At 74.3% G+C, this 18351-nt stretch carries 15 protein-coding genes; 9 read left to right on the plus strand and 6 right to left on the minus strand.

Features of this window, described 5'->3' with window-relative positions; genetic code table 11:
- A partial coding sequence (locus tag ACQRUO_RS32295) for a rhomboid family intramembrane serine protease (protein WP_428319677.1) occupies positions 1–654 on the minus strand: 654 nt, incomplete at its 3' end.
- 106 nt (positions 655–760) lie between these two features.
- Between ACQRUO_RS32295 and ACQRUO_RS32300 the strand changes: the two genes are divergently transcribed.
- Positions 761–3619, plus strand: coding sequence for a GH92 family glycosyl hydrolase (locus ACQRUO_RS32300; RefSeq protein ID WP_428319678.1), 2859 nt, complete (start codon positions 761–763; stop codon positions 3617–3619).
- 67 nt (positions 3620–3686) lie between these two features.
- Here the strand turns inward: ACQRUO_RS32300 and ACQRUO_RS32305 are convergent, their stop codons facing one another.
- Positions 3687–4283: an HhH-GPD-type base excision DNA repair protein gene (locus ACQRUO_RS32305; RefSeq protein ID WP_428319679.1), complete on the minus strand. Its 597-nt coding sequence runs from the start codon at positions 4281–4283 to the stop codon at positions 3687–3689.
- A gap of 318 nt (positions 4284–4601) precedes the next feature.
- Here ACQRUO_RS32305 and ACQRUO_RS32310 point away from each other — a divergent pair, with 318 nt between their 5' ends.
- Positions 4602–6017, plus strand: coding sequence for an amino acid permease (locus tag ACQRUO_RS32310; protein ID WP_428319680.1), 1416 nt, complete (start codon positions 4602–4604; stop codon positions 6015–6017).
- Positions 6018–6065: 48 nt separating this feature from the next.
- Here ACQRUO_RS32310 and ACQRUO_RS32315 read toward each other — a convergent pair whose 3' ends face one another.
- Positions 6066–8597: a helicase-associated domain-containing protein gene (locus ACQRUO_RS32315; RefSeq protein ID WP_428319681.1), complete on the minus strand. Its 2532-nt coding sequence runs from the start codon at positions 8595–8597 to the stop codon at positions 6066–6068.
- A 309-nt stretch (positions 8598–8906) separates the two neighbouring features.
- Positions 8907–9638 (minus strand): TetR/AcrR family transcriptional regulator, encoded by a 732-nt coding sequence (locus tag ACQRUO_RS32320; protein WP_428319682.1) that lies wholly within the window; start codon positions 9636–9638, stop codon positions 8907–8909.
- 226 nt (positions 9639–9864) lie between these two features.
- Between ACQRUO_RS32320 and ACQRUO_RS32325 the strand changes: the two genes are divergently transcribed.
- The 5 genes from ACQRUO_RS32325 to ACQRUO_RS32345 all read left to right on the plus strand — a co-directional run bounded on the left by ACQRUO_RS32325 (position 9865) and on the right by ACQRUO_RS32345 (position 14249).
- Entirely contained in the window at positions 9865–11427 is a 1563-nt protein-coding gene (locus ACQRUO_RS32325) for an MFS transporter (RefSeq protein ID WP_428319683.1), read from the plus strand.
- A 221-nt stretch (positions 11428–11648) separates the two neighbouring features.
- A complete protein-coding gene (locus ACQRUO_RS32330; RefSeq protein WP_428319684.1) occupies positions 11649–11861 on the plus strand; it encodes a KTSC domain-containing protein in 213 nt (70 codons plus the stop codon).
- A gap of 88 nt (positions 11862–11949) precedes the next feature.
- Positions 11950–12834 carry a sigma-70 family RNA polymerase sigma factor gene (locus ACQRUO_RS32335; RefSeq protein ID WP_428319685.1) on the plus strand — a complete coding sequence of 295 codons (885 nt, stop codon included), beginning with the start codon at positions 11950–11952 and terminating at the stop codon, positions 12832–12834.
- A 242-nt stretch (positions 12835–13076) separates the two neighbouring features.
- Entirely contained in the window at positions 13077–13424 is a 348-nt protein-coding gene (locus ACQRUO_RS32340) for a DoxX family protein (RefSeq protein WP_428319686.1), read from the plus strand.
- Between the two features lie 222 nt (positions 13425–13646).
- Positions 13647–14249 carry a superoxide dismutase gene (locus ACQRUO_RS32345; protein WP_428319687.1) on the plus strand — a complete coding sequence of 201 codons (603 nt, stop codon included), beginning with the start codon at positions 13647–13649 and terminating at the stop codon, positions 14247–14249.
- A gap of 24 nt (positions 14250–14273) precedes the next feature.
- Here ACQRUO_RS32345 and ACQRUO_RS32350 read toward each other — a convergent pair whose 3' ends face one another.
- Positions 14274–14918: a response regulator gene (locus ACQRUO_RS32350; protein WP_428319688.1), complete on the minus strand. Its 645-nt coding sequence runs from the start codon at positions 14916–14918 to the stop codon at positions 14274–14276.
- Positions 14882–16333 carry a histidine kinase gene (locus tag ACQRUO_RS32355; RefSeq protein ID WP_428319689.1) on the minus strand — a complete coding sequence of 484 codons (1452 nt, stop codon included), beginning with the start codon at positions 16331–16333 and terminating at the stop codon, positions 14882–14884. Before ACQRUO_RS32355 ends, ACQRUO_RS32350 begins: the two co-directional genes overlap by 37 nt.
- A gap of 227 nt (positions 16334–16560) precedes the next feature.
- Between ACQRUO_RS32355 and ACQRUO_RS32360 the strand changes: the two genes are divergently transcribed.
- Complete coding sequence (locus ACQRUO_RS32360) at positions 16561–17253, plus strand: ABC transporter ATP-binding protein (RefSeq protein WP_428319690.1); 693 nt, start codon at positions 16561–16563, stop codon at positions 17251–17253.
- A partial coding sequence (locus tag ACQRUO_RS32365) for an ABC transporter permease (protein ID WP_428319691.1) occupies positions 17250–18351 on the plus strand: 1102 nt, incomplete at its 3' end. The genes ACQRUO_RS32360 and ACQRUO_RS32365, both read left to right, overlap by 4 nt.

Raw genomic sequence — 18351 nt, forward strand, 5'->3', positions numbered from 1 at the left:
CCCCGGCGCGCCGCCGGCCGGGGCCGCTGCCGGCCGACGCAGCCCCCAGGGGCGCGCGCCGGACGTCCGGTCGCGCAGCAGCCAGGCGCCGGCCACCCCGCCGACCAGCCCGCCCAGGTGGTCCAGCCAGCTGACGCCGCTGGGCGCGCCGGGCACCGCCACCGAGAGCTCGTAGGAGAAGGAGGCGGCCATCACCAGGCCGATCAGCGTGTCGATCAGGTGCCGGTCGAAGAGACCGCGCAGCACCACGTAGCCGAGGTAGCCGAAGACCAGCCCGCTGGCGCCGACCGTGACGCTGTCGCCGCTCTGGAAGATCCAGACCGCCATCCCGCTGGTGATCGTGATCAGCAGGGTGAGCAGCAGGAACTTCCGCACCCCGCGGTAGGCGGCCAGGAAGCCGAAGATGAACAGCGGTCCGGAGTTGCTCTGCAGGTGCTGCCAGCTGACGTGCAGCAGCGGCGCGGTGAAGAGCTCGCCCAGCCCGGCCAGGTCGTGCGGGTGGATGCCGTAGTCGCGGACCAGCGACCCGCTCTCGGACCAGTTCGCCAGTTGGACCAGCCAGAGCACGGCGAGGAAGCCGAAGACCGTGAAGAAGGCCTTGCGGGCCTCCTCGATCATCCGGGCCTCGCTGCCGCGCCACTCGTTGTCAGCCATGTCCGCTCCCCCGGCCGAAGGTTTCCTGGCACTGATGGTAGGCCGTTGGGAGGACAGGGGGTCTGTCGCACCGCCCGTGAAGTCGGCCCGACCACACGATGATCAGATGAGCGTCCGTCAGATGATCACCACGGCCCTGGCCGTCGCGCTGCTGACCGGCACGGGCGGGGCCCCGGTCACCGCCTCGGCGGCCGCGCCGACCGGCGTCGACCGGCAACGCGTCACGGTCGAGGACCCCGCGCAGTACGTGAACCCGTTCGTCGGCACCAAGCAGGGTGCGCTCGACTTCGGCACCGGCGGCGGCGCGGGCGACACCTTCCCCGGCGCCACCGCCCCGCTGGGCATGGTGCAGTGGAGCCCGGACACCGTCACCTACCAGAACGGTGGGTACTTCTACGACGACCAGCGGATCCGCGACTTCAGCCTGACCCACATCTCCGGCGCGGGCTGCGGCGACTACGGCAACATCCCCTTCCTGCCGCAGCTCGGCGACACCCCGGTGGGCCACGAGACCTTCGCGCACGCGCACGAGTCCGCCGCGCCCGGCCACTACGCCGTCACCTTCGACAACGGGCTGCGCACCGACCTCTCCACCACCCAGCGCACCGGCATCGCCCGGTTCAGCTACCCGGCCGGGCAGACCGCCGCGCTCACGGTGGACGCGGGCCGCGCCTTCAACCAGGCGAGCGGCTCGCTGACCATCGGGGCCGACCGGATCTCCGGCTACACCGACAGCGGCGGCTTCTGCGGCACCGGCAACCACTACCGGATCTACTTCACGGCGGTCTTCGACCACCCCTTCGTCAAGGCCGGCATCGTGCGCGACGGCCGGGTCGACACCGACCGCCGCAGCGCGCTCGGCCAGAGCGCGGGCATCGCGCCGCAGCCGCCGCGCACCGCCGCCGCCCAGGCCGCCCTCGGCGAGTCCGCCGGAGGGGCCGGGTCCGCCGGGTCCGCGGGGTCCGCCGGAGCGGCCGGATCAGCCGGGTCCGCCGGCCGGACCGAGCGCCAGGGTCCCGGTCGGCTCGCCCACCCCGACGCGCCGGACACCGGTTCGGGCGCCGAGGCACTGGTCACCTTCGACACCAGCTCCGGCGCCCCGGTCACCGCCCGGGTGGGCATCTCCTTCACCAGCGCCGCGGGCGCCGAGGCCAACCTGGCCGCCGAGCAGACCGGCGACCCGGGCTTCGACCAGGTCGCCGCCGCCACCCGGGGCGCCTGGAACGAGCTGCTCGGCCGGATCGCGGTGGCCGGCGGCACCCCCAAGGAGCGCCGCACCTTCTACACCGCGCTGTACCACGCGTTCATCCACCCGAGCGTGCTCAGCGACACCGACGGCCACTACCCCGGCTTCGACGGCAAGGTGCACCAGACGGCGTCCGGCCGGGTCCAGTACGCCGACTTCTCCGGCTGGGACATCTACCGTTCGCAGATCCAGCTGCTCGCGCTGCTGGCACCGCGGCAGGCCTCCGACATCGCCCAGACCGTGGTCGACCAGGGCGCCCAGGCCGGCTACTTCGACCGCTGGACCCTGGCCAACGGCGGAACGGGGGTGATGAACGGTGATCCGCTGCCGATGATCGCCGCCACCGCGCACGCCTTCGGTGCCACCGACTTCGACGCCGCCGGGCTGCTGCGGCTCGCCCTGGCCGGCCGCGAGGACAAGCGGGAGCGGCCGGGCCACAAGGTGCTGGACGCGCTGGGCTTCGTGCCCGCCGGCACGCCCGGCGAGTGGGGTTCGGTCTCCGCCACCCTGGAGTACGCGACCGCCGACTTCGCCCTCGCCCAGCTGGCCGACCGGCTCGGCGACCGGGCCACCCACGAGAAGCTGCTGCGGGCCAGCGCCAACTGGCGCAACCTGTTCCACGCCGGCGACCACTACCTGCAGCCGCGCAACGCCGACCACACCTGGCCGGACTTCGACCCCACCCAGGGCGACGGCTACACCGAGGGCGACGGCGCCCAGTACGCCTGGGCGGTGCCGTTCGACCACCGCGGCCTGTTCGACGCGATGGGCGGCAACCAGGCCGTGGTGCCGCGGCTGGACGACTTCCTCCGGCAGCTCAACGGCGGTCCCACCTCGCCCTTCGCCTTCCTGGGCAACGAACCCACCCTGAACACGCCGTGGGCCTACGACTACGCCGGCCGCCCCGACCGCGCCGCCGACGTGGTGCGCCGCGCGGTGACCACGCTGTTCGGCGACGCGCCGGACTCCCCGGCGGGCAACGACGACCTGGGCGAGATGTCCGCCTGGGCGGTCTGGGCCGGCCTCGGCCTCTACCCGCAGGTGCCCGGCCGGGCCGAGCTGGTGCTGGCCAGCCCGCAGTTCCCGGAGATCACCATCACCCGGGGCAACGGCACGGTGATCGAGCTCAGCGCTCCGGGCGCCAGCGACGACCTGCGCTACGTGCACGGCCTGCGGGTCGACGGGCACGCCTCGGACAAGCCCTGGCTCGGCGCCGACCTGATCGCCCACGGCGGCACCCTGGAGTACGCGCTCGCCGCCGAGCCGGACCCCGACTGGGGCCGCGACCCGCGCGACGCGCCGCCCTCCTTCGAGGTCGGCCCGGCCCGGTCGAGCACCGGCGAGGTGACCGGCCTGGCCGACAAGTGCCTGGACGTCGACAAGGGCGCCGCCACCGACGGCACCCCGGTCCAGCTCTGGGACTGCAACGGCACCGACGCCCAGCGCTGGACCCTGGCCCCCGACGGCACGCTGCGCGCCCTGGGCCGCTGCCTGGACGTCGACCACAGCCGCACCGAGGCCGGCACCGTCGTCCAGCTCTGGAACTGCAACGGCACCGGCGCCCAGCAGTGGTGGCCGCGCCCGGACGGTTCGCTCTACAACCCGCCGGCCGGCCGCTGCCTGACCGTCCCGCGGGACCACAGCGACAACGGGACCAGGCTGCAACTCGCGGACTGCGCCGGGAAGCCGGGCCAGCGCTGGACGCTGCCGGCGGCCTGACCGGCGGGCCGGACGCACTGGCGCACGTTGGGGCCGGCGGCAACCAGCCGCCGGCCCTCCCCGTCTGCTACGCCTTCTTCGCGGCCTTGGCCGCCTTCGCCGCAGCCTTGGCCTGCTGCTTGTAGGCGCGCACCTGGCTGAGCGACTCGGGCCCGGTGATGTCGGCGACCGAGCGGTGGCAGCCCTCCTCCCCGTATGGGCCGGCGGCCGCCCGCCAGCCCGCCGGGCGCACGCCGAACTGCTTGCCCAGCAGCGCCAGGAAGATCTGCGACTTCTGCGCCCCGAACCCGGGCAGCGCGGTCAGCCGGGCCAGCAACTCCTTGCCGTCGGCGGCATCCCGCCACACCGCGGCCGCGTCCCCGTCGTAGTGCTCCACCAGGTACTGGCACAACTGCTGCACCCGCTTGGCCATCGACCCCGGGTACCGGTGCACGGCGGGCTTGGCGGCCAGCAGCGCGGCGAAAGCCTCGGGGTCGTACCCGGCGATCTCGCGGGCGTCCAGGTCGCTGCCGCCGAGGCGCTGCACGATGGTCAGCGGACCGGTGAACGCCCACTCCATGGGCACTTGTTGATCGAGCAGCATGCCGACCAGCGCGGCCAGCGGACTGCGGCTGAGCAACGCGTCGGCATCCGGCTGCTGGGCGAGGTGCAGGGAGACGGCCATGCCCCCATGGTCGGCGCTCCCCGTCCCCCCGCCGCGCAACACGCCGCGGGGGAGCGGCGGGGCTCGGCGAAGAGGGGTGAGGTGGCGGGGGATTCCGTGGGGGAGATTGCGAGGGCGTGATTACCGGTCAGTACCCGGAGGGGTCATTGTGGCCTGCGGGAACGGGAAAGCTCAGGTGAGCCTCAAATAGCTCAGATGATCCTCAAATAAAGGTCTCGAAATGGCCGCGCGGGGTTACCAGGATTTCCGGTACGGGTTACGTTGCCAGGCATTGCGCGGAGCCTCCCCCGCCGCGCAGGAAGGTACGGAAAGCAACTCATGACCACCGATACCCCGAAGCGCACGGTCGCCCCGCACGATGGTGGCGGACACCTGCAGGCCGGGCTGAAGAACCGGCACCTGTCCATGATCGCGATCGGCGGTGTGATCGGCGCCGGTCTGTTCGTCGGCTCCGGCGCCGGCATCGCGGCGACCGGGCCGGGCATCCTGCTCTCGTACGCACTGGCCGGCGTGCTGGTCGTGCTGGTGATGCGGATGCTGGGCGAGATGGCCGCGGCCGATCCGCAGAGCGGGTCGTTCTCGGCCTACGCGGACCGGGCGCTCGGGCGGTGGGCCGGGTTCACCATCGGGTGGCTGTACTGGTTCTTCTGGGTGGTGGTGCTGGCCGTGGAGGCCACCGCCGGGGCGAAGATCCTCAACGGCTGGCTGCCCGCCGTGCCGCAATGGGCCTTCGCGCTGTTGGTGATGGGGGTGCTGACCGCGACCAACCTGTTCTCGGTCTCCTCCTACGGCGAGTTCGAATTCTGGTTCGCGGGCATCAAGGTGGTCGCGATCGCCGCGTTCATCGTGATCGGCGCGCTGGCGGTGTTCGGGGTGCTGCCGAGCACCCACGCGGTGGGCACCAGCAACCTGTTCGGGCACGGCGGTTTCCTGCCGCACGGAGTGGGCGCGGTCTTCAAGGGCATGCTCACCGTGGTCTTCGCGTTCATGGGCAGCGAGATCGTGACGCTGGCGGCCGGCGAGTCGCAGGACCCGGAGAAGGCGGTCAGCAAGGCGACCAACAGCGTGATCTGGCGGATCGGCGTCTTCTACCTGGGGTCCATCCTGATCGTGGTCACCCTGCTGCCGTGGGACGCGGCCTCGGTCAAGGGCAGCCCGTACGTGGCGGTGCTGGAGCACGTCGGGATCCCCGGGGCCGGTCAGGTGATGAACGTGATCGTGCTGACCGCGGTGCTCTCCTGCCTCAACTCCGGCCTCTACACCGCCTCCCGGATGGCCTTCTCGCTCGGCCGCCGCGGCGACGCGCCGGCCGCCTTCGCCAAGGTGACCGGGCGCGGGGTGCCGCGCAACGCGATCCTCGCCTCGGTGGTCTTCGGCTTCCTCGCGGTCTTCTTCAACTACACCTCGCCGAACACCGTCTTCCAGTTCCTGCTGAACTCCTCGGGTGCGGTGGCGCTCTTCGTCTGGCTGGTGATCTGCTGCACCCAGCTGCGGATGCGCCGGATCATCGAGCGGGAGTCGCCGGAGCGGCTGACCGTGCGGATGTGGCTCTTCCCGTACCTGACCTGGGCGACGATCGGCCTGATCGCCTTCGTGGTGGTCTACATGTTCACCGACCACGACGGGCGGATCCAGATGATCCTCTCGCTGGCCGCCGCCGCGGTGGTGCTGGTCGCCGCCCGGGTGGTGGAGGTCCGCCGGCGGGCCCGGGCCGGGGTGCCCGCGGCCGGCTGAGCCGGCCGCGGGTCGGTCGGCCCCGCCCCCAGCCTTCTGCGACAAGCTTCAGGCCGGCTGGACGTCCTGGATGCGGGAGAGCGCGAACTCCTCCTGGGTCCTGCCCAGGCGGCTCCAGCCGTAGAGGAAGGGCGGGTCGAACTCGAGGCCGCTGAGCTGCTGCACCGTCCGGTCGCCGTCCAGGGTCAGGTAGGTGATGGTGACCGAGCCGTCGGCGTGCAGGGCGTGGGCCAGTTGCCGGATCGCGGCCGGGGTGAGCAGGCGGGCGCGGTCGGCCAGGGCCTCCTCGGTCCGCCGGTCCACCGGGGGCTCGTCCGGTTCGTCGGGCGCGCCGGCCAGCAGGCGTTCGGCGAGCGAGCGCAGTTCGGCCGGGGTCGGCGGGGTGCGGACCGGGCGTTGCGGCGGGCGGCGCTGGGCGGGCACGGTGGGTTCGCGGTCGGCGGCGGCCCGCTCCACCCGGACCGTGCCGTCCAGCGCCTCCTCGACCGGGGCGTAGCCCTCGGCGCGCAGCGCCTCCAGGGTCTGCACCGGGTCGGCGGTGCTGACCAGGACGGTCGGCGCCAGCAGCCGCAGCCGCAGGGCGGCCAGTCGGCGGTGGGCGGCCAACTCGGCGAGCAGGCCCGGGTCGGCGCCGTGCAGCACGCAGCCCGGGGCCAGCACCCGGATCCGGCCGTGCCGCCGGGCCGTGTCGGTGATCAGGTAGGCCAGCGGTTGCGGCAGTCGGGCGCCGGCGGTGTCGATGGTGCTGCCGCTGCTGCCACTACCTCCGTTGCCGCTGCTGCCGACGGTCGCGGTGCCGGCGCCGACCGCCGCCAGTTCGGCGCCGAGCTGCTCCGGGGTGCGCCCGGCGTCCAGGGCGCGGCGGATGCTGTCGGGGGTGAACCGCCAGACCGAGGCGGTGCCGCGGGTCTCCCGCTCGGCCGCCAGGTCCAGCAGCGCGGCCAGCCGGCCGGTCGGCGGGCCGGTCACCACCGCGGTCAGGTCGGTGCCGAGCCGGGCCGTGGCCGTGGCGGCGGGCAGCAGCGCGACGGCGCTCTCCAGCAGCGCCCGCGGCTGCTCGGGCGACTGCGCGAGCAGGGCGGCGCCGAACGGGGACAGCGTGCCGCGGGCCACCAGGCCGAGCAGCTCGGCCTCGCGGATCACGGTGCCGAACGGCGTGGCGTCCTGCGGGAGCCGGTCGGCCAGCGGGCGGTGCCAGGCGGCCAGCCGGCCGAGGCCGCCGACCCGGGCGGCGCCGTGGCCCTCCGGCAGCCGTCCGGCCGCGGTGAGCACGCCGCGCCGGGCGTGCCGGCTGCTCGGGTTCGACGGCCGGCTGACCAGGGCCGGCCAGGCCTTGCCGTCCCGGTCCTGGGTGGCGGTCGGGGTGAACGGCAGCGTCCACCAGGCGAGCGCCAGCACGGCCAGTTGGTGGGCCGGGTCCTGCTCCGTCCAGGCCCGGTGGGCGGGCGTGGTGAGCAGCTGTCCGCCGCCGGCCTCCGGATCCACCGGCGGCCGCTTGCTCGGCGCGACCACCCGGCGCGGCCCGCCCTTGCCGCTCGGCCGGCTCGGCCCGGGGTCGGCGGAGCCGGCCAGCAGGCCCGCCGCGAAGGCGCACTCCAGCACCAGCCGGACCACCGCCTCGGGGCACTGGGTCTGCCGCCCGATCCGGCCCAGCTCGCGCGGGCCCACCCCGCCGGTCTTCAGCAGCAGCGGCGGCCGGTCCGCGCACTCGGCGAGCACCGAGGCCGCCTGGCAGCCGAACCCGGTGGCCGCCGAGATCGCCTCACGGGTCACCTCGGTCGCGGCCACCGGGACCAACTCCGGCTCCGGCGGCTGCGGGTCGAACGGCGCGTGCCAGGCCGGGCCGCGCAGCAGCAGGGTCAGCTCGGCGGGCATCCGGGCCGGCCCGTACCCGTGGTGTGGGCGCACCAGCAGCGCGCGTTCGCGGGCCCAGCGGGCCGCCCGCCCCGCCTCGCCGCCGACCGGGGCGGTCGCGGCCTGCCGGACCAGCACCGACTGCGCGCCCTCCGCCAGCAGCTGCCCCACCCCGGGCGGCGCGGCGGCCAGCACCCCGCCCAGCCAGGCCGGATCGGCGAACTGCTCGGCGAGCAGGGCCAGCCGCTGCTGCTTGGTGACCGGCACCCGCAGCCGTAGCAGGGCGAGGATGGCGCGCAGCTCCTCCGAGGTGGCCTCGGCCAGCAGTTCGGTGATCGGGGGCTCCAGGCCGAGCGCGCTCGGCCAGACCTGGCGCAGCGCCGGCACGCAGTGCAGCCGGTCCTCCCCGTCCGCCCAGACCAGCCCCTGGCCGGCCAGCGCCTGCAGGGCGGTGTCCAAGCCGGCGGCGCGTTCGCCGTCGCGGGCGTCGAGCAGCCGGGCCAACTCGCCGCGGGCGGCCGGTGGTCCGAGGGCCACCAGCGCTTCGGCGGTCTGCAGGCAGGGCAGCGGCAGCCGGCGCAGCACGGCGCCGACCGCGCCCGGCCGGGCCAGCCGGGCGGCCAGCTCGGCCAGCCGGCCGGGCTCGGGGACCCCGGCGGCGTCCGGCCGGGACCGGAGCAGGCGGTAGAGCCGGTCCTGGTCCAGGGTGCGCAACCAGGCGGTCAAATCCGGGGGTGGTGACTCGGTGATGGCGGCTCACCTCGCTCGCTGCACGGGACCGCAGGCGGCGGGGCACACCGAAGGCGGCTGCGCGGCGACGCCTCGCGGCGGCCGGCACCTCGCGGACTGCGACGATCATGTGACTGAGCGTCAGTCTAGGGTGACGGCGCGCCGGCCGGGGGCGGTTCGCCGAGATCCGGCCGCCCCACCCGGCGTGCGCGGGTGGGCGCGCACCGGTGGCGCCGGCGCGCGCCGGGCGGTGCTGGGTGGCGCAGGGCGCTCGCGGCGGCCGACCGGTGCTCAGTCGTCCGCTGCTCAGCCGCGCGGCATGGTCAGGCCGTCCAGCAGCCAGCCGAGCCCCTCCGCGAAGGGGTCGGGCAGCTGCCTGCCGGCCGCCTCCTGCTCGCGCTGGGCGGTGTAGAGCCGGCGCAGCCGGGGATAGTCCTGCACCGCCTGCTCGGCCGCGGGCAGCAGGCGCTCCAGGTACTCCTGCTCGGTCTGGCCGCTGCGCTTCAGCGTGGTCAGCCAGGCCGCCTCGCTGGTGGCCCGCCCGATCACGAAGGCGAGCACCGCGGCCACCGCCCGGTCGGCCGCGACCACGTCGAAGCCGCCGTCCTCGAAGACGCCGAGCAGCCGTTCGGAGAGTCGCAGCATGTTCGGGCCCAGGTAGGCCAGGCCGACCTCGCCGAGCACCGAGACCACCCACGGGTGCCGCAGGAAGGCGGCGCGCAGGTTCTGCCCGCAGGCGATCACGGTGGACCGCCAGTCCTCGCCGGTGTCGGTCGCCGTCACCACCTCGATCTCGCCGAAGACCTCGTCCAGCACCAGCTCGATCAGCTCGTCCTTGTTCGCCACGTGCGAGTACATCGAGGTGGCGCCCGCGTTCAGCCGGGTTCCCAGCTTGCGCATGCTGAGCGCGTCGATGCCCTCGGCGTCGAGCAGCTCCAGGGCCGCCGCGACGATCTGCTCCCGGCTCAGTGCCGGCTGTTCGCGCCGTTCCCGTCGCGGTCGGGTCCACACCGACGGGAGCTGCTGCTCGTCTGACATCGCGTTCCTCTCCTCTGCTGCCGCTGGCGTTGCTGCGCACAGTGTAGGGCGATCCGCACGGTGTGCGGAAATGGGTACGCCGTTCGGAAGTAGTACGCCGTTCGGGGTTGCGAACAGTGTGCGGAGCTCCGTACAGTGTTCGGCGTAGCGAGGAATGTGCAGCAAGGAACGTGCAGCGAAGAACGGTTCGGCGCGAGACGGATCGCCCTCTCGGAAAGGCATGACGATGAACACCCAAGAACAGCCGACCACGCGTCACCCGCGACGCTGGCTCATCCTGATCGTGCTCTGCCTCAGCGGCCTGACCCTGGTCATCGACAACATGGTGCTGACCGTCTCGGTCCCGCCGATCACCGAGGCGCTGAAGGCCAGTGCCCAGGACATCCAGTGGATCATCGACTCCTACATCCTGGTCTTCGCCGGGCTGCTGCTCACCGCGGGCAGCATGGCGGACCGGTTCGGCCGCCGGCGGATGCTGATCACCGGCCTGGCGCTCTTCGGCGGGGCCTCGCTGCTGGCCGCCTACGCCCACAGCCCCGAGCAGCTGATCGCCGGTCGGGCCCTGATGGGCATCGGCGGCGCGCTGGTGATGCCGAGCACCCTGTCGATCCTGATCACCGTCTTCGACCAGGAGGAACTGCCCAAGGTCTACGCGGTCTTCGGGGCCGTGGCGATGATCGGCCTGGTCGGCGGCCCGGTCCTGGGCGGCGTGCTGATCGCCCACTTCTGGTGGGGCGCGGTCTTCCTGCTGAACGTGCCGATCGCCGGCCTGGCGATCACGGCCGCGGTGCTGCTGATGCCCGAGTCCAAGGGCCCGGCGCGCAAGGCCGACCCGCTCGGCATGGTGCTCTCGGTGGTCGGCATGACCGCGCTGGTGTGGACGATCATCACCGCCGCCAAGGACGGCCTGGGCCGGCCGAGCACCCTGACCGGCCTCGCGGTGGCGCTCTGCTGCCTGGCCGCCTTCGCGGTCTGGGAGGTCCGCACCGCCAACCCGATGGTCCCGCTCGGGCTCTTCCGCAACCGCCGCTTCTCCGGCGCCAGCTTCTCCCTGGTCCTGCTGACCTTCGCCAACGGCGGCCTGATGCTGGTCCTCACCCAGTACCTGCAGTTCGTCCTCGGCTACTCGCCGACCACCGCCGGGCTGGCCTTCGCCCCGATGGCCGTCGCCTCGCTGCTCTTCAACGGCCTCGGCGCCGCGCTCAGCCAGAAGCTCGGCGCCCGGCTGCTGACCGCGGCCGGCCTCGCGGTGATCGCCGCCGGGTTCGGCTACCTGGCCACCCTCTCGGTGCACTCCGGCTTCGGGCAGCTGGCGGTGGCCATGGTGCTGATCGGCACCGGCGGCGGGCTGGCGATGCCGGCGGCCACCGCGGCGCTGATGGGCGCCGTCCCCGCCGAGCACGCCGGCGTCGGCTCCGCGCTCAACGACACCGTCCAGCAGGCGGGCGCCGCCCTCGGGGTCGCCGTCCTGGGCACCATCCTCTCCACCACCTACCGCGGCGCGATGCCGGTCAGCACGCCCGGTGCCGCCAGGCACTCGATCGCCGACGCCCTGGCGCTGGCCGGCGGCGCCGGTGACGGCAGGCTCGCCGGGATCGCCCGGCAGGCCTTCACCACCGCGATGTCGGCGAGCTTCCTGACCAGCGCCTGCGGGGTCCTGGTGGCCGCCGCGCTGGCCCTGGTGCTGCTGCCGGGGCGCACGGCCGCCGCCACCGCGCCGGCCGCCGGCGAGGCCGAGCAGCCGGCCGGCGCGGCGGAGCAGGCGCCGGAGCTCACCAGGGCCGCCTGAACCTCCTGACCGCACAACCGCCTGACCGCAGACCTGCCGAACCGTACGACCGCTGCACTCGCCGTGGGCCCCGATCGGGAGACCGGAAGGGGCCCGCGGCGTTTCCGGCTCCGCGGCGTTTCCGGCTCCGCGGAGTTTCCGGGCCCGCGGCGTTTCCAGCTCCGCTGCTGCGTTCCCGGCCCCGCTGCGCGCCGGCCGCCGGACGGGCGCACCCTGGACCCATGGACCGCCGGCCCGTCGAGTCGAGCTGCTTCCGCTCGGTCGGCCACGACCCCGTCACCGAGGTGCTGGAACTGGAGTTCACCAGCGGCTCGGTCTACCGGTACGCCGCGGTGCCCGCAGCGGAGTACCGGCGGTTGCTGGCGGCGGAGAGCCTGGGGCGCTGCTTCCACCAGCGGATCCGGGACCGCTACCGCTACCGGCGGGTGTGCTGAACGGCACTGCGGATCTTGCTGATATGACTCCGGGTCAGGACGGCCGGTCGGTACGGCCGGACGGGAACCCGAGGGGGAAGGACCCGCAGTGGACCAGGAACTCCGACTGCTCGCCAGTTTCGAGGAGGGCCGCCCGCGGCTGCGCGCGATGGCCTACCGGATGCTCGGCTCGGCCGCCGAGGCCGACGACGCGCTCCAGGACGCCTGGCTGAAGGCCAGCCGGGCCGACACCGCCGAGGTGGTGAACCCGGCGGCCTGGCTGACCACGGTGGTGAGCCGGGTCTGCCTGACCCAGCTGCGCTCCCGGCAGACCCGGCGCGAGGAACCGCTGGAGCTGGAGAAGGACCCGGACTTCGGCCCGGCGGCGGGCGGCGGCCCCGAGCAGGAGGCGGTGCTGGCGGACTCGGTCGGGGTGGCGCTGCTGGTGGTGCTGGACACCCTGACGCCGGCCGAGCGGATCGCCTTCGTGCTGCACGACCTGTTCGCGGTGCCGTTCGAGGAGATCGCGCCGCTGGTCGAGAAGTCGGTGCCCGCCACCAGGCAGCTGGCCAGCCGGGCCCGGCGCCGGGTGCAGGGCCGGGAGCCGAAGCCGGGCGCCGATCCCGCCCGCCGCCGCGCGGTGGTCGAGGCCTTCCTGGCCGCGACCCGGGGCGGCGACTTCGAGGCGCTGGTGGCGCTGCTCGATCCCGCGGTGGAGCTGCGGGCCGACCGGATGGTGGTGCCGACTCCGGAGCCGATCCGGATCGCCGGCGGGGCCACCGTGGCGCAGGCCGCGATGGCGGCGATGGGCCGCGCCCGGTTGACCGGAGTGGTGCTGGTGGACGGCGAGTTCGGCCTGGTGATGATGGTGCAGGGGCGCCCGGCGGTGGCGCTGCGGTTCGCCGCGACGCCGGACGGTGCGATCACCGACATCGACGTCATCGCCGAGCCGGCGCGGTTGAGCGAGCTGGAGTTCGCCGTGCCCGCCGCGTGACGCCGACTCACCCCGGATCCCGGCCCCGGAGCCGACCGCACGCGGTCGCCTCCGGGACCGGGAAATTTTTTCTGCCGCGGCTGTCACACTCCCGGGCCGCCCCGGGTCGACCGGGTGAGAGCGCACCGAGCACCGCATCGAGCACCACCGCATCGAGCACTGCACGAAGCACTGCACGAAGCACCGCATCGAGCACGCACCGGGAAGCGCTCCGCCACCCGCTCACAAGGAGAGCCGCAGAGATGTCCGTTGCCCACGTCGTCGTCACCGTCCTCGCCGCCCTGTTCGCCGGCTACTCCGGCTACGCCGTGCTGACCAAGGCCGCCTGGGTGGTCACGGCGCTGAAGGAGTACCGCGTTCCCGCGTCCTGGTGGCCCTGGCTGGGCGTGGCCAAGGTGGCCGGTGCGACCGGCATGCTGGTCGGCCTGCTGCTTCCCCCGCTCGGGGTGCTGGCCGGCGCCTGCCTGGTGCTCTACTTCCTCGGGGCCGCCCTCACCGTGGCCCGGGCCAAGGTCTACGCCCACATCCCGTACCCGCTGGTCTACCTGGTCCCGGTGGCCGCCGCGCTGGTCCTGGGTCAGCTCGCTTGAGCGGGCGGTGCGGGGTCGGCCGGTCCCGGCGGGCGCCGGTTGGGAAGACGGTCGTCAGGAAGGGAGTGCGCCCGCTCGGGGTGCTTCCGATCGGCTGACGGGCCGACCCCGCACGACTCATGCTGTAGCAGAGATCTAGCTATTGCAAGTAATGCGCAATAGTGTGGGCTCGGCAAGATCGTCCACGTCCGATCCGTCCACACCCGAGAGGGGCCGTGTCCCATGGGCACCTACACGCTGCCTGACCTGCCGTACGACTACTCCGCGCTGGAGCGCGCGATGTCCGCGGAGATCCTCGAGCTGCACCACTCCAAGCACCACGCCGCCTACGTCAAGGGCGCCAACGACACCGTGGAGCAGCTCGCCGAGGCCCGCGCGAAGGAGCAGCTCGGCGGCCTGGTCGGCCTGCAGAAGACGCTCGCCTTCCACCTCTCCGGCCACGTGCTGCACTCGCTCTTCTGGCAGAACCTCTCGCCGGAGGGCGGCGACCGCCCGGACGGCGCGCTCGGCGCGGCGATCGAGGAGCACTTCGGCGGCTTCGACGCCTTCCGCAAGCAGCTCACCGCCGCCACCGTCGGCGTCCAGGGCTCCGGCTGGGGCATCCTCTCCTGGGAGCCGCTGGGCGGGCGCCTGATCGTCGAGCAGGTCTACGACCACCACGGCAACGTCGGTCAGGGCACCACCCCGCTGCTCGCCTTCGACGCCTGGGAGCACGCCTACTACCTGCAGTACCGCAACGTCCGCCCGGACTACGTCGAGCGGCTGTGGTCCGTGGTGAACTGGCAGGACGTCAGCGCCCGGTTCGCCGCCACCCAGGGCGCCTGAGCACCGGGCCGGCGCCGGCCCCGGTCACCGGTTCAGGTAGGCCAGCACCGCCAGCACCCGGCGGTTGTCGTCGTCCGACTGCTGCAGCCCGAGCCGCTGGAAGATCGAGGCGGTGTGCTTGGCCACCGCCCGCTCGGTGATCACCAACTGCTGGGCCACCGCGGCGTTGGAGCGACCCTCGGCCATCAGGCCGAGCACCTCGCGCTCCCGCGGGCTGAGCGCGGCCACCGCGCCGTCACCGGAGTTGTGGGTGAGCAGCCGGGCGATCACCTCGGGGTCCATCGCGGTGCCGCCGGCCGCCACCCGGCGCACCGCGTCGACGAACTGGGCGCTGTCCATCACCCGGTCCTTCAGCAGGTAGCCGATCCCGCCGGTGCCGCCGGCCAGCAACTCCCGGGCGTAGAGCTGCTCCACGTACTGGGAGAGGACCAGCACCGGCAGGCCCGGGGCGGAGCGCCGGGCCGTCAGGGCGGCCCGCAGGCCCTCGTCGGTGAAGGTGGGCGGCAGCCGGACGTCCACGATCAGGACGTCCGGCTGCTCCTCGGCCACCGCGGCGAGCAGCTCCGGGCCGCTCTCCACCGCCCGCACCACGGACAGGCCGTGCGCCTGCAGCATCCGGGTCAGGCCGTCCCTCAGCAGGAAGAGGTCTTCGGCGATGACAACGCGCACGGGATCTCCAGGGAGGCGATGGTCGGACCGCCGGGCGGGCTGCTGACGGCGAGCACGCCGTCGAACGCGGCCAGCCGCCGTTCCAGGCCGCGCAGCCCGCTGCCCCGGGAGGGGTCGGCGCCGCCGCGTCCGTCGTCGGTGACACCGATCCTGAGCGCCTCGCCAGTATGGCCGATCTCGATCCAGACCCGGCCGGCGCCCGCGTGCTTGGAGACGTTGGCCAGCAGCTCGTTGACGGCGAAGTAGGCCGCGGACTCCACCGGGGCCGGCGGCCGGGCCGGCAACGCGCCGGTCAACTCGGCGCGCACCGGCAGGTCCAGGGCCAGCGCGTGCACCGCGTCGACCAGCCCGCGGTCGGCCAGCACCGGCGGGTGGATGCCGCGGACCAGGTCGCGCAGTTCGGCCAGCGCCTTCGCCGAGGACTCCTTGGCCTCGCCCACCAGGGCCAGTGCGGCCTGCGGGTTGGACTCGAAGAGCTGCTCGGCCACGTTCAACGTCATGCCCATCGCCACCAGCCGGGCCTGGGCGCCGTCGTGCAGGTCGCGTTCGATCCGGCGCATCTCGGCCGCGCCGCTGTCGATGGTGGCGGTCCGGGTGGCCGCCAGGTGGTCGACCCGCTCGGCCAGTTCGGCCTCCCGGGTGGGGCCGAGCAGGCGGTGGGCGAGCCGGCCGTAGCCGGCCAGCAGGCGCGGTGCGGTGCGCAGCACGACGTGGACCAGCAGCAGGCAGAGCAGCGCCCAGGCGACGAAGAGCGGGCCGTCGGCGTGCAGCAGGCCGTGCATCGGCCCGTAGATCGGGTGCCCGGCGGTGGGTGCGTAGACCGGGTGCCCGGCGGCGGGCGCCGCGGGGGCGGCCGGCGGACCCGGCGGGGTGGGCAGGGACGGGTCGTCCGGTGGCGTCGAGTGGGGCCGGAGCGTCAGGTAGGCGATGGCGTACACCGCCAGCGCGCCCAGCGGGAGCAGCAGCACGAACAGCGCGAGCGCCGCGTTGAGGCCGATCCAGAGCAGGTCGCGCCCGGTCGCCGGATCGCCCAGCACCCAGCTCAGCCGCTGCCACCGGTCGGCGGTGCCGGCCGGTGGTGCCGGCCGGTACGGCTCGGGGACGGCCACCCCGCACCACCGGCCGACCAGCTGCCGGCTCCGCCGGGCCACCCAGCGCACCCGGCCGACGGTGCCGGCGAGCAGCAGCATCCCCAGCAACTCCCAGATGTGGTAAGGCCCGTGCAGGGTGGCGCTGGTGCCGTCGAACAGCACGTCGCGCAGCGCGCCGTACCCCGCCAGGAGCGGGACCGCCCCGGCCGTGGCCACCGCGCAGAGCGCGAGCAGGCGGGCGAGCGCGCCGGCACCGGCGCCCAACCGGGCCACCGGCCGCGGCCGCCCGGCGCGTGTGACGAGGGTCGTCCTGGTCCTGCTCACCCGTGCTCCTCCTGCTCCGCGGTCGCCGTCGGGTGATCAGTCTGCCGGGCCGGGCGGCGGTCTCCCAGGGGTCTGGGCGGTGGCTGCGGGGGTGTACGTAGGTACACCTCGGAACACCGTCCAGTCGTCTGTCGCCACCCTGCGCCGGATCCCTAGCGTCGGTCGCGTTCGGCGGAGTTCACCGGAGCTCCGTCGCAGTCCATCGGAACCGATCCCTGGAGGACGTCGTGACCGCGCCGATCATCGAGATCCGCGACGTGACCAAGAGCTACGACGCGGGCCGGCCCGCCCTGGCCGGGCTCTCCCTGGACGTGCCCGCGGGGGCGGCGCTGGCGGTGCTCGGCCGCTCGGGCAGCGGCAAGTCCACCCTGCTCAACCTGATCGCCGGGCTGGACCGGCCGACCGAGGGCACGGTCAGCGTGGCCGGCCTGCGGGTCGACCGGCTGACCGAGTCCGGCTCGGCCCGCTACCGGCGGGAGCGGATCGGCATGGTCTTCCAGTTCTTCAACCTGCTGGACGACCTGACGGTCCAGGACAACGTGCTGCTGCCGGCCCAGTTGGCCGGGATGCCGGCCGCCGCGGCCCGCGACCGGGCGGCCGAGCTGCTGGCCCAGCTCGGCATCGAGCGGCACGCCCGCACCCACCCGGGCCGGCTCTCCGGCGGCGAGCGCCAACGCGTGGCGGTGGCCCGGGCCCTGATGAACCGTCCGCCCCTGCTGCTGGCCGACGAGCCGACCGGCGCGCTGGACAGCGCCTCGGCGGCGGACGTGCGCGAGCTGCTGGTCGAGCTGAACGCCGCCGGACAGACGATCCTGCTGGTCACCCACGACACCGGGCTCGCCGAGGCCTGCGCGAGCCGGATCATCGAACTCTCCGACGGCCGGATCGCCCGCGACGTCACCGTGGCGGTGGCCCGATGAGCCGGCTCGGCACGGTGGTTCGGGCCGGCGTCGCCCGGCGCCGGCTGCAGAGCCTGGTGATGGCGCTCACCACGATGATGTCGGTGACCGCCGCCCTGCTGGGCAGCGGGCTGCTGGTCTCCTCGCACGCCGCCTTCGACCAGGGCTTCGCCCGGCAGCACGGCGCCCACCTGACCGTGAGCTACGACCCGGCCGAGGTCGACGCGGCCGGGCTGGCCGCCACCGCCCGGGTGCCCGGCGTCACCGCGCTGGCCGGCCCGTTCCCGAGCGCCGCCCTGCCCTCCCAGGCCGGGGCGAACGGCGTCGGGCTGCCGGTGGGCACGGCCAACCCGCCGCTGCAGTTCGTCGGCCGCACCGACCCCGGCGGGCCGGTGGACGACCTGACCCTGACCGCCGGCCACTGGGCCACCGGGCCGGGGCAGGTGGTGCTGGGCCAGAGCACCCCGTTCGGGGTCGGCGACCAGCTCCGGTTCCCGAACCTGCCCGGCAGCCCGGTGCTCACCGTGGTGGGGGTGGCGCAGTCCGCCGCGCAGAGCGCGGACGCCTGGGTCTCGCCGCAGCAACTGGCCGCGCTGACGCCGCCGGGCACCCCGACCACCGAGCAGGTGCTCTACCGCTTCGCCCGGGCCGCCGACGACGGCCAACTGACCGCGGACCGCGCCGCGCTGACCGCCGCCGTCCCGCCGGGCGCGCTGACCGGCGCCGCCTCCTACCTGAAGGTCAAGCGGGCCGACGACAAGAGCACCCAGACCTACGTGCCGTTCGTGATCGCCTTCGCGGTGCTCGGGCTGGCCATGTCGGTGCTGGTCATCGGCATCGTGGTGAGCGGTGCGGTGACCGCCGCGACCCGGCGGATCGGCATCCTCAAGGCGGTCGGCTGCAGCCCCGCGCAGGTGGTGCGGGCCTACCTCGGGCAGGCGCTGATCCCGGCCGGCGTCGGCACCGTGCTCGGCGTGCTGCTCGGCAACCTGGCGGCGGTCCCGGTGCTGGCCAAGGCCGGTGAGGCGTTCCGCAACAGCGGCGGGCAGCTGATCGCGCCCTGGCTGGACGTGGTGGTGCCGCTCGGCATGCTCGCCGCGGTGGCCGCCACCGCGGCGG

The organism is Kitasatospora sp. LaBMicrA B282 (assembly GCF_050325825.1).
In the GTDB taxonomy this organism is placed as follows: domain Bacteria; phylum Actinomycetota; class Actinomycetes; order Streptomycetales; family Streptomycetaceae; genus Kitasatospora.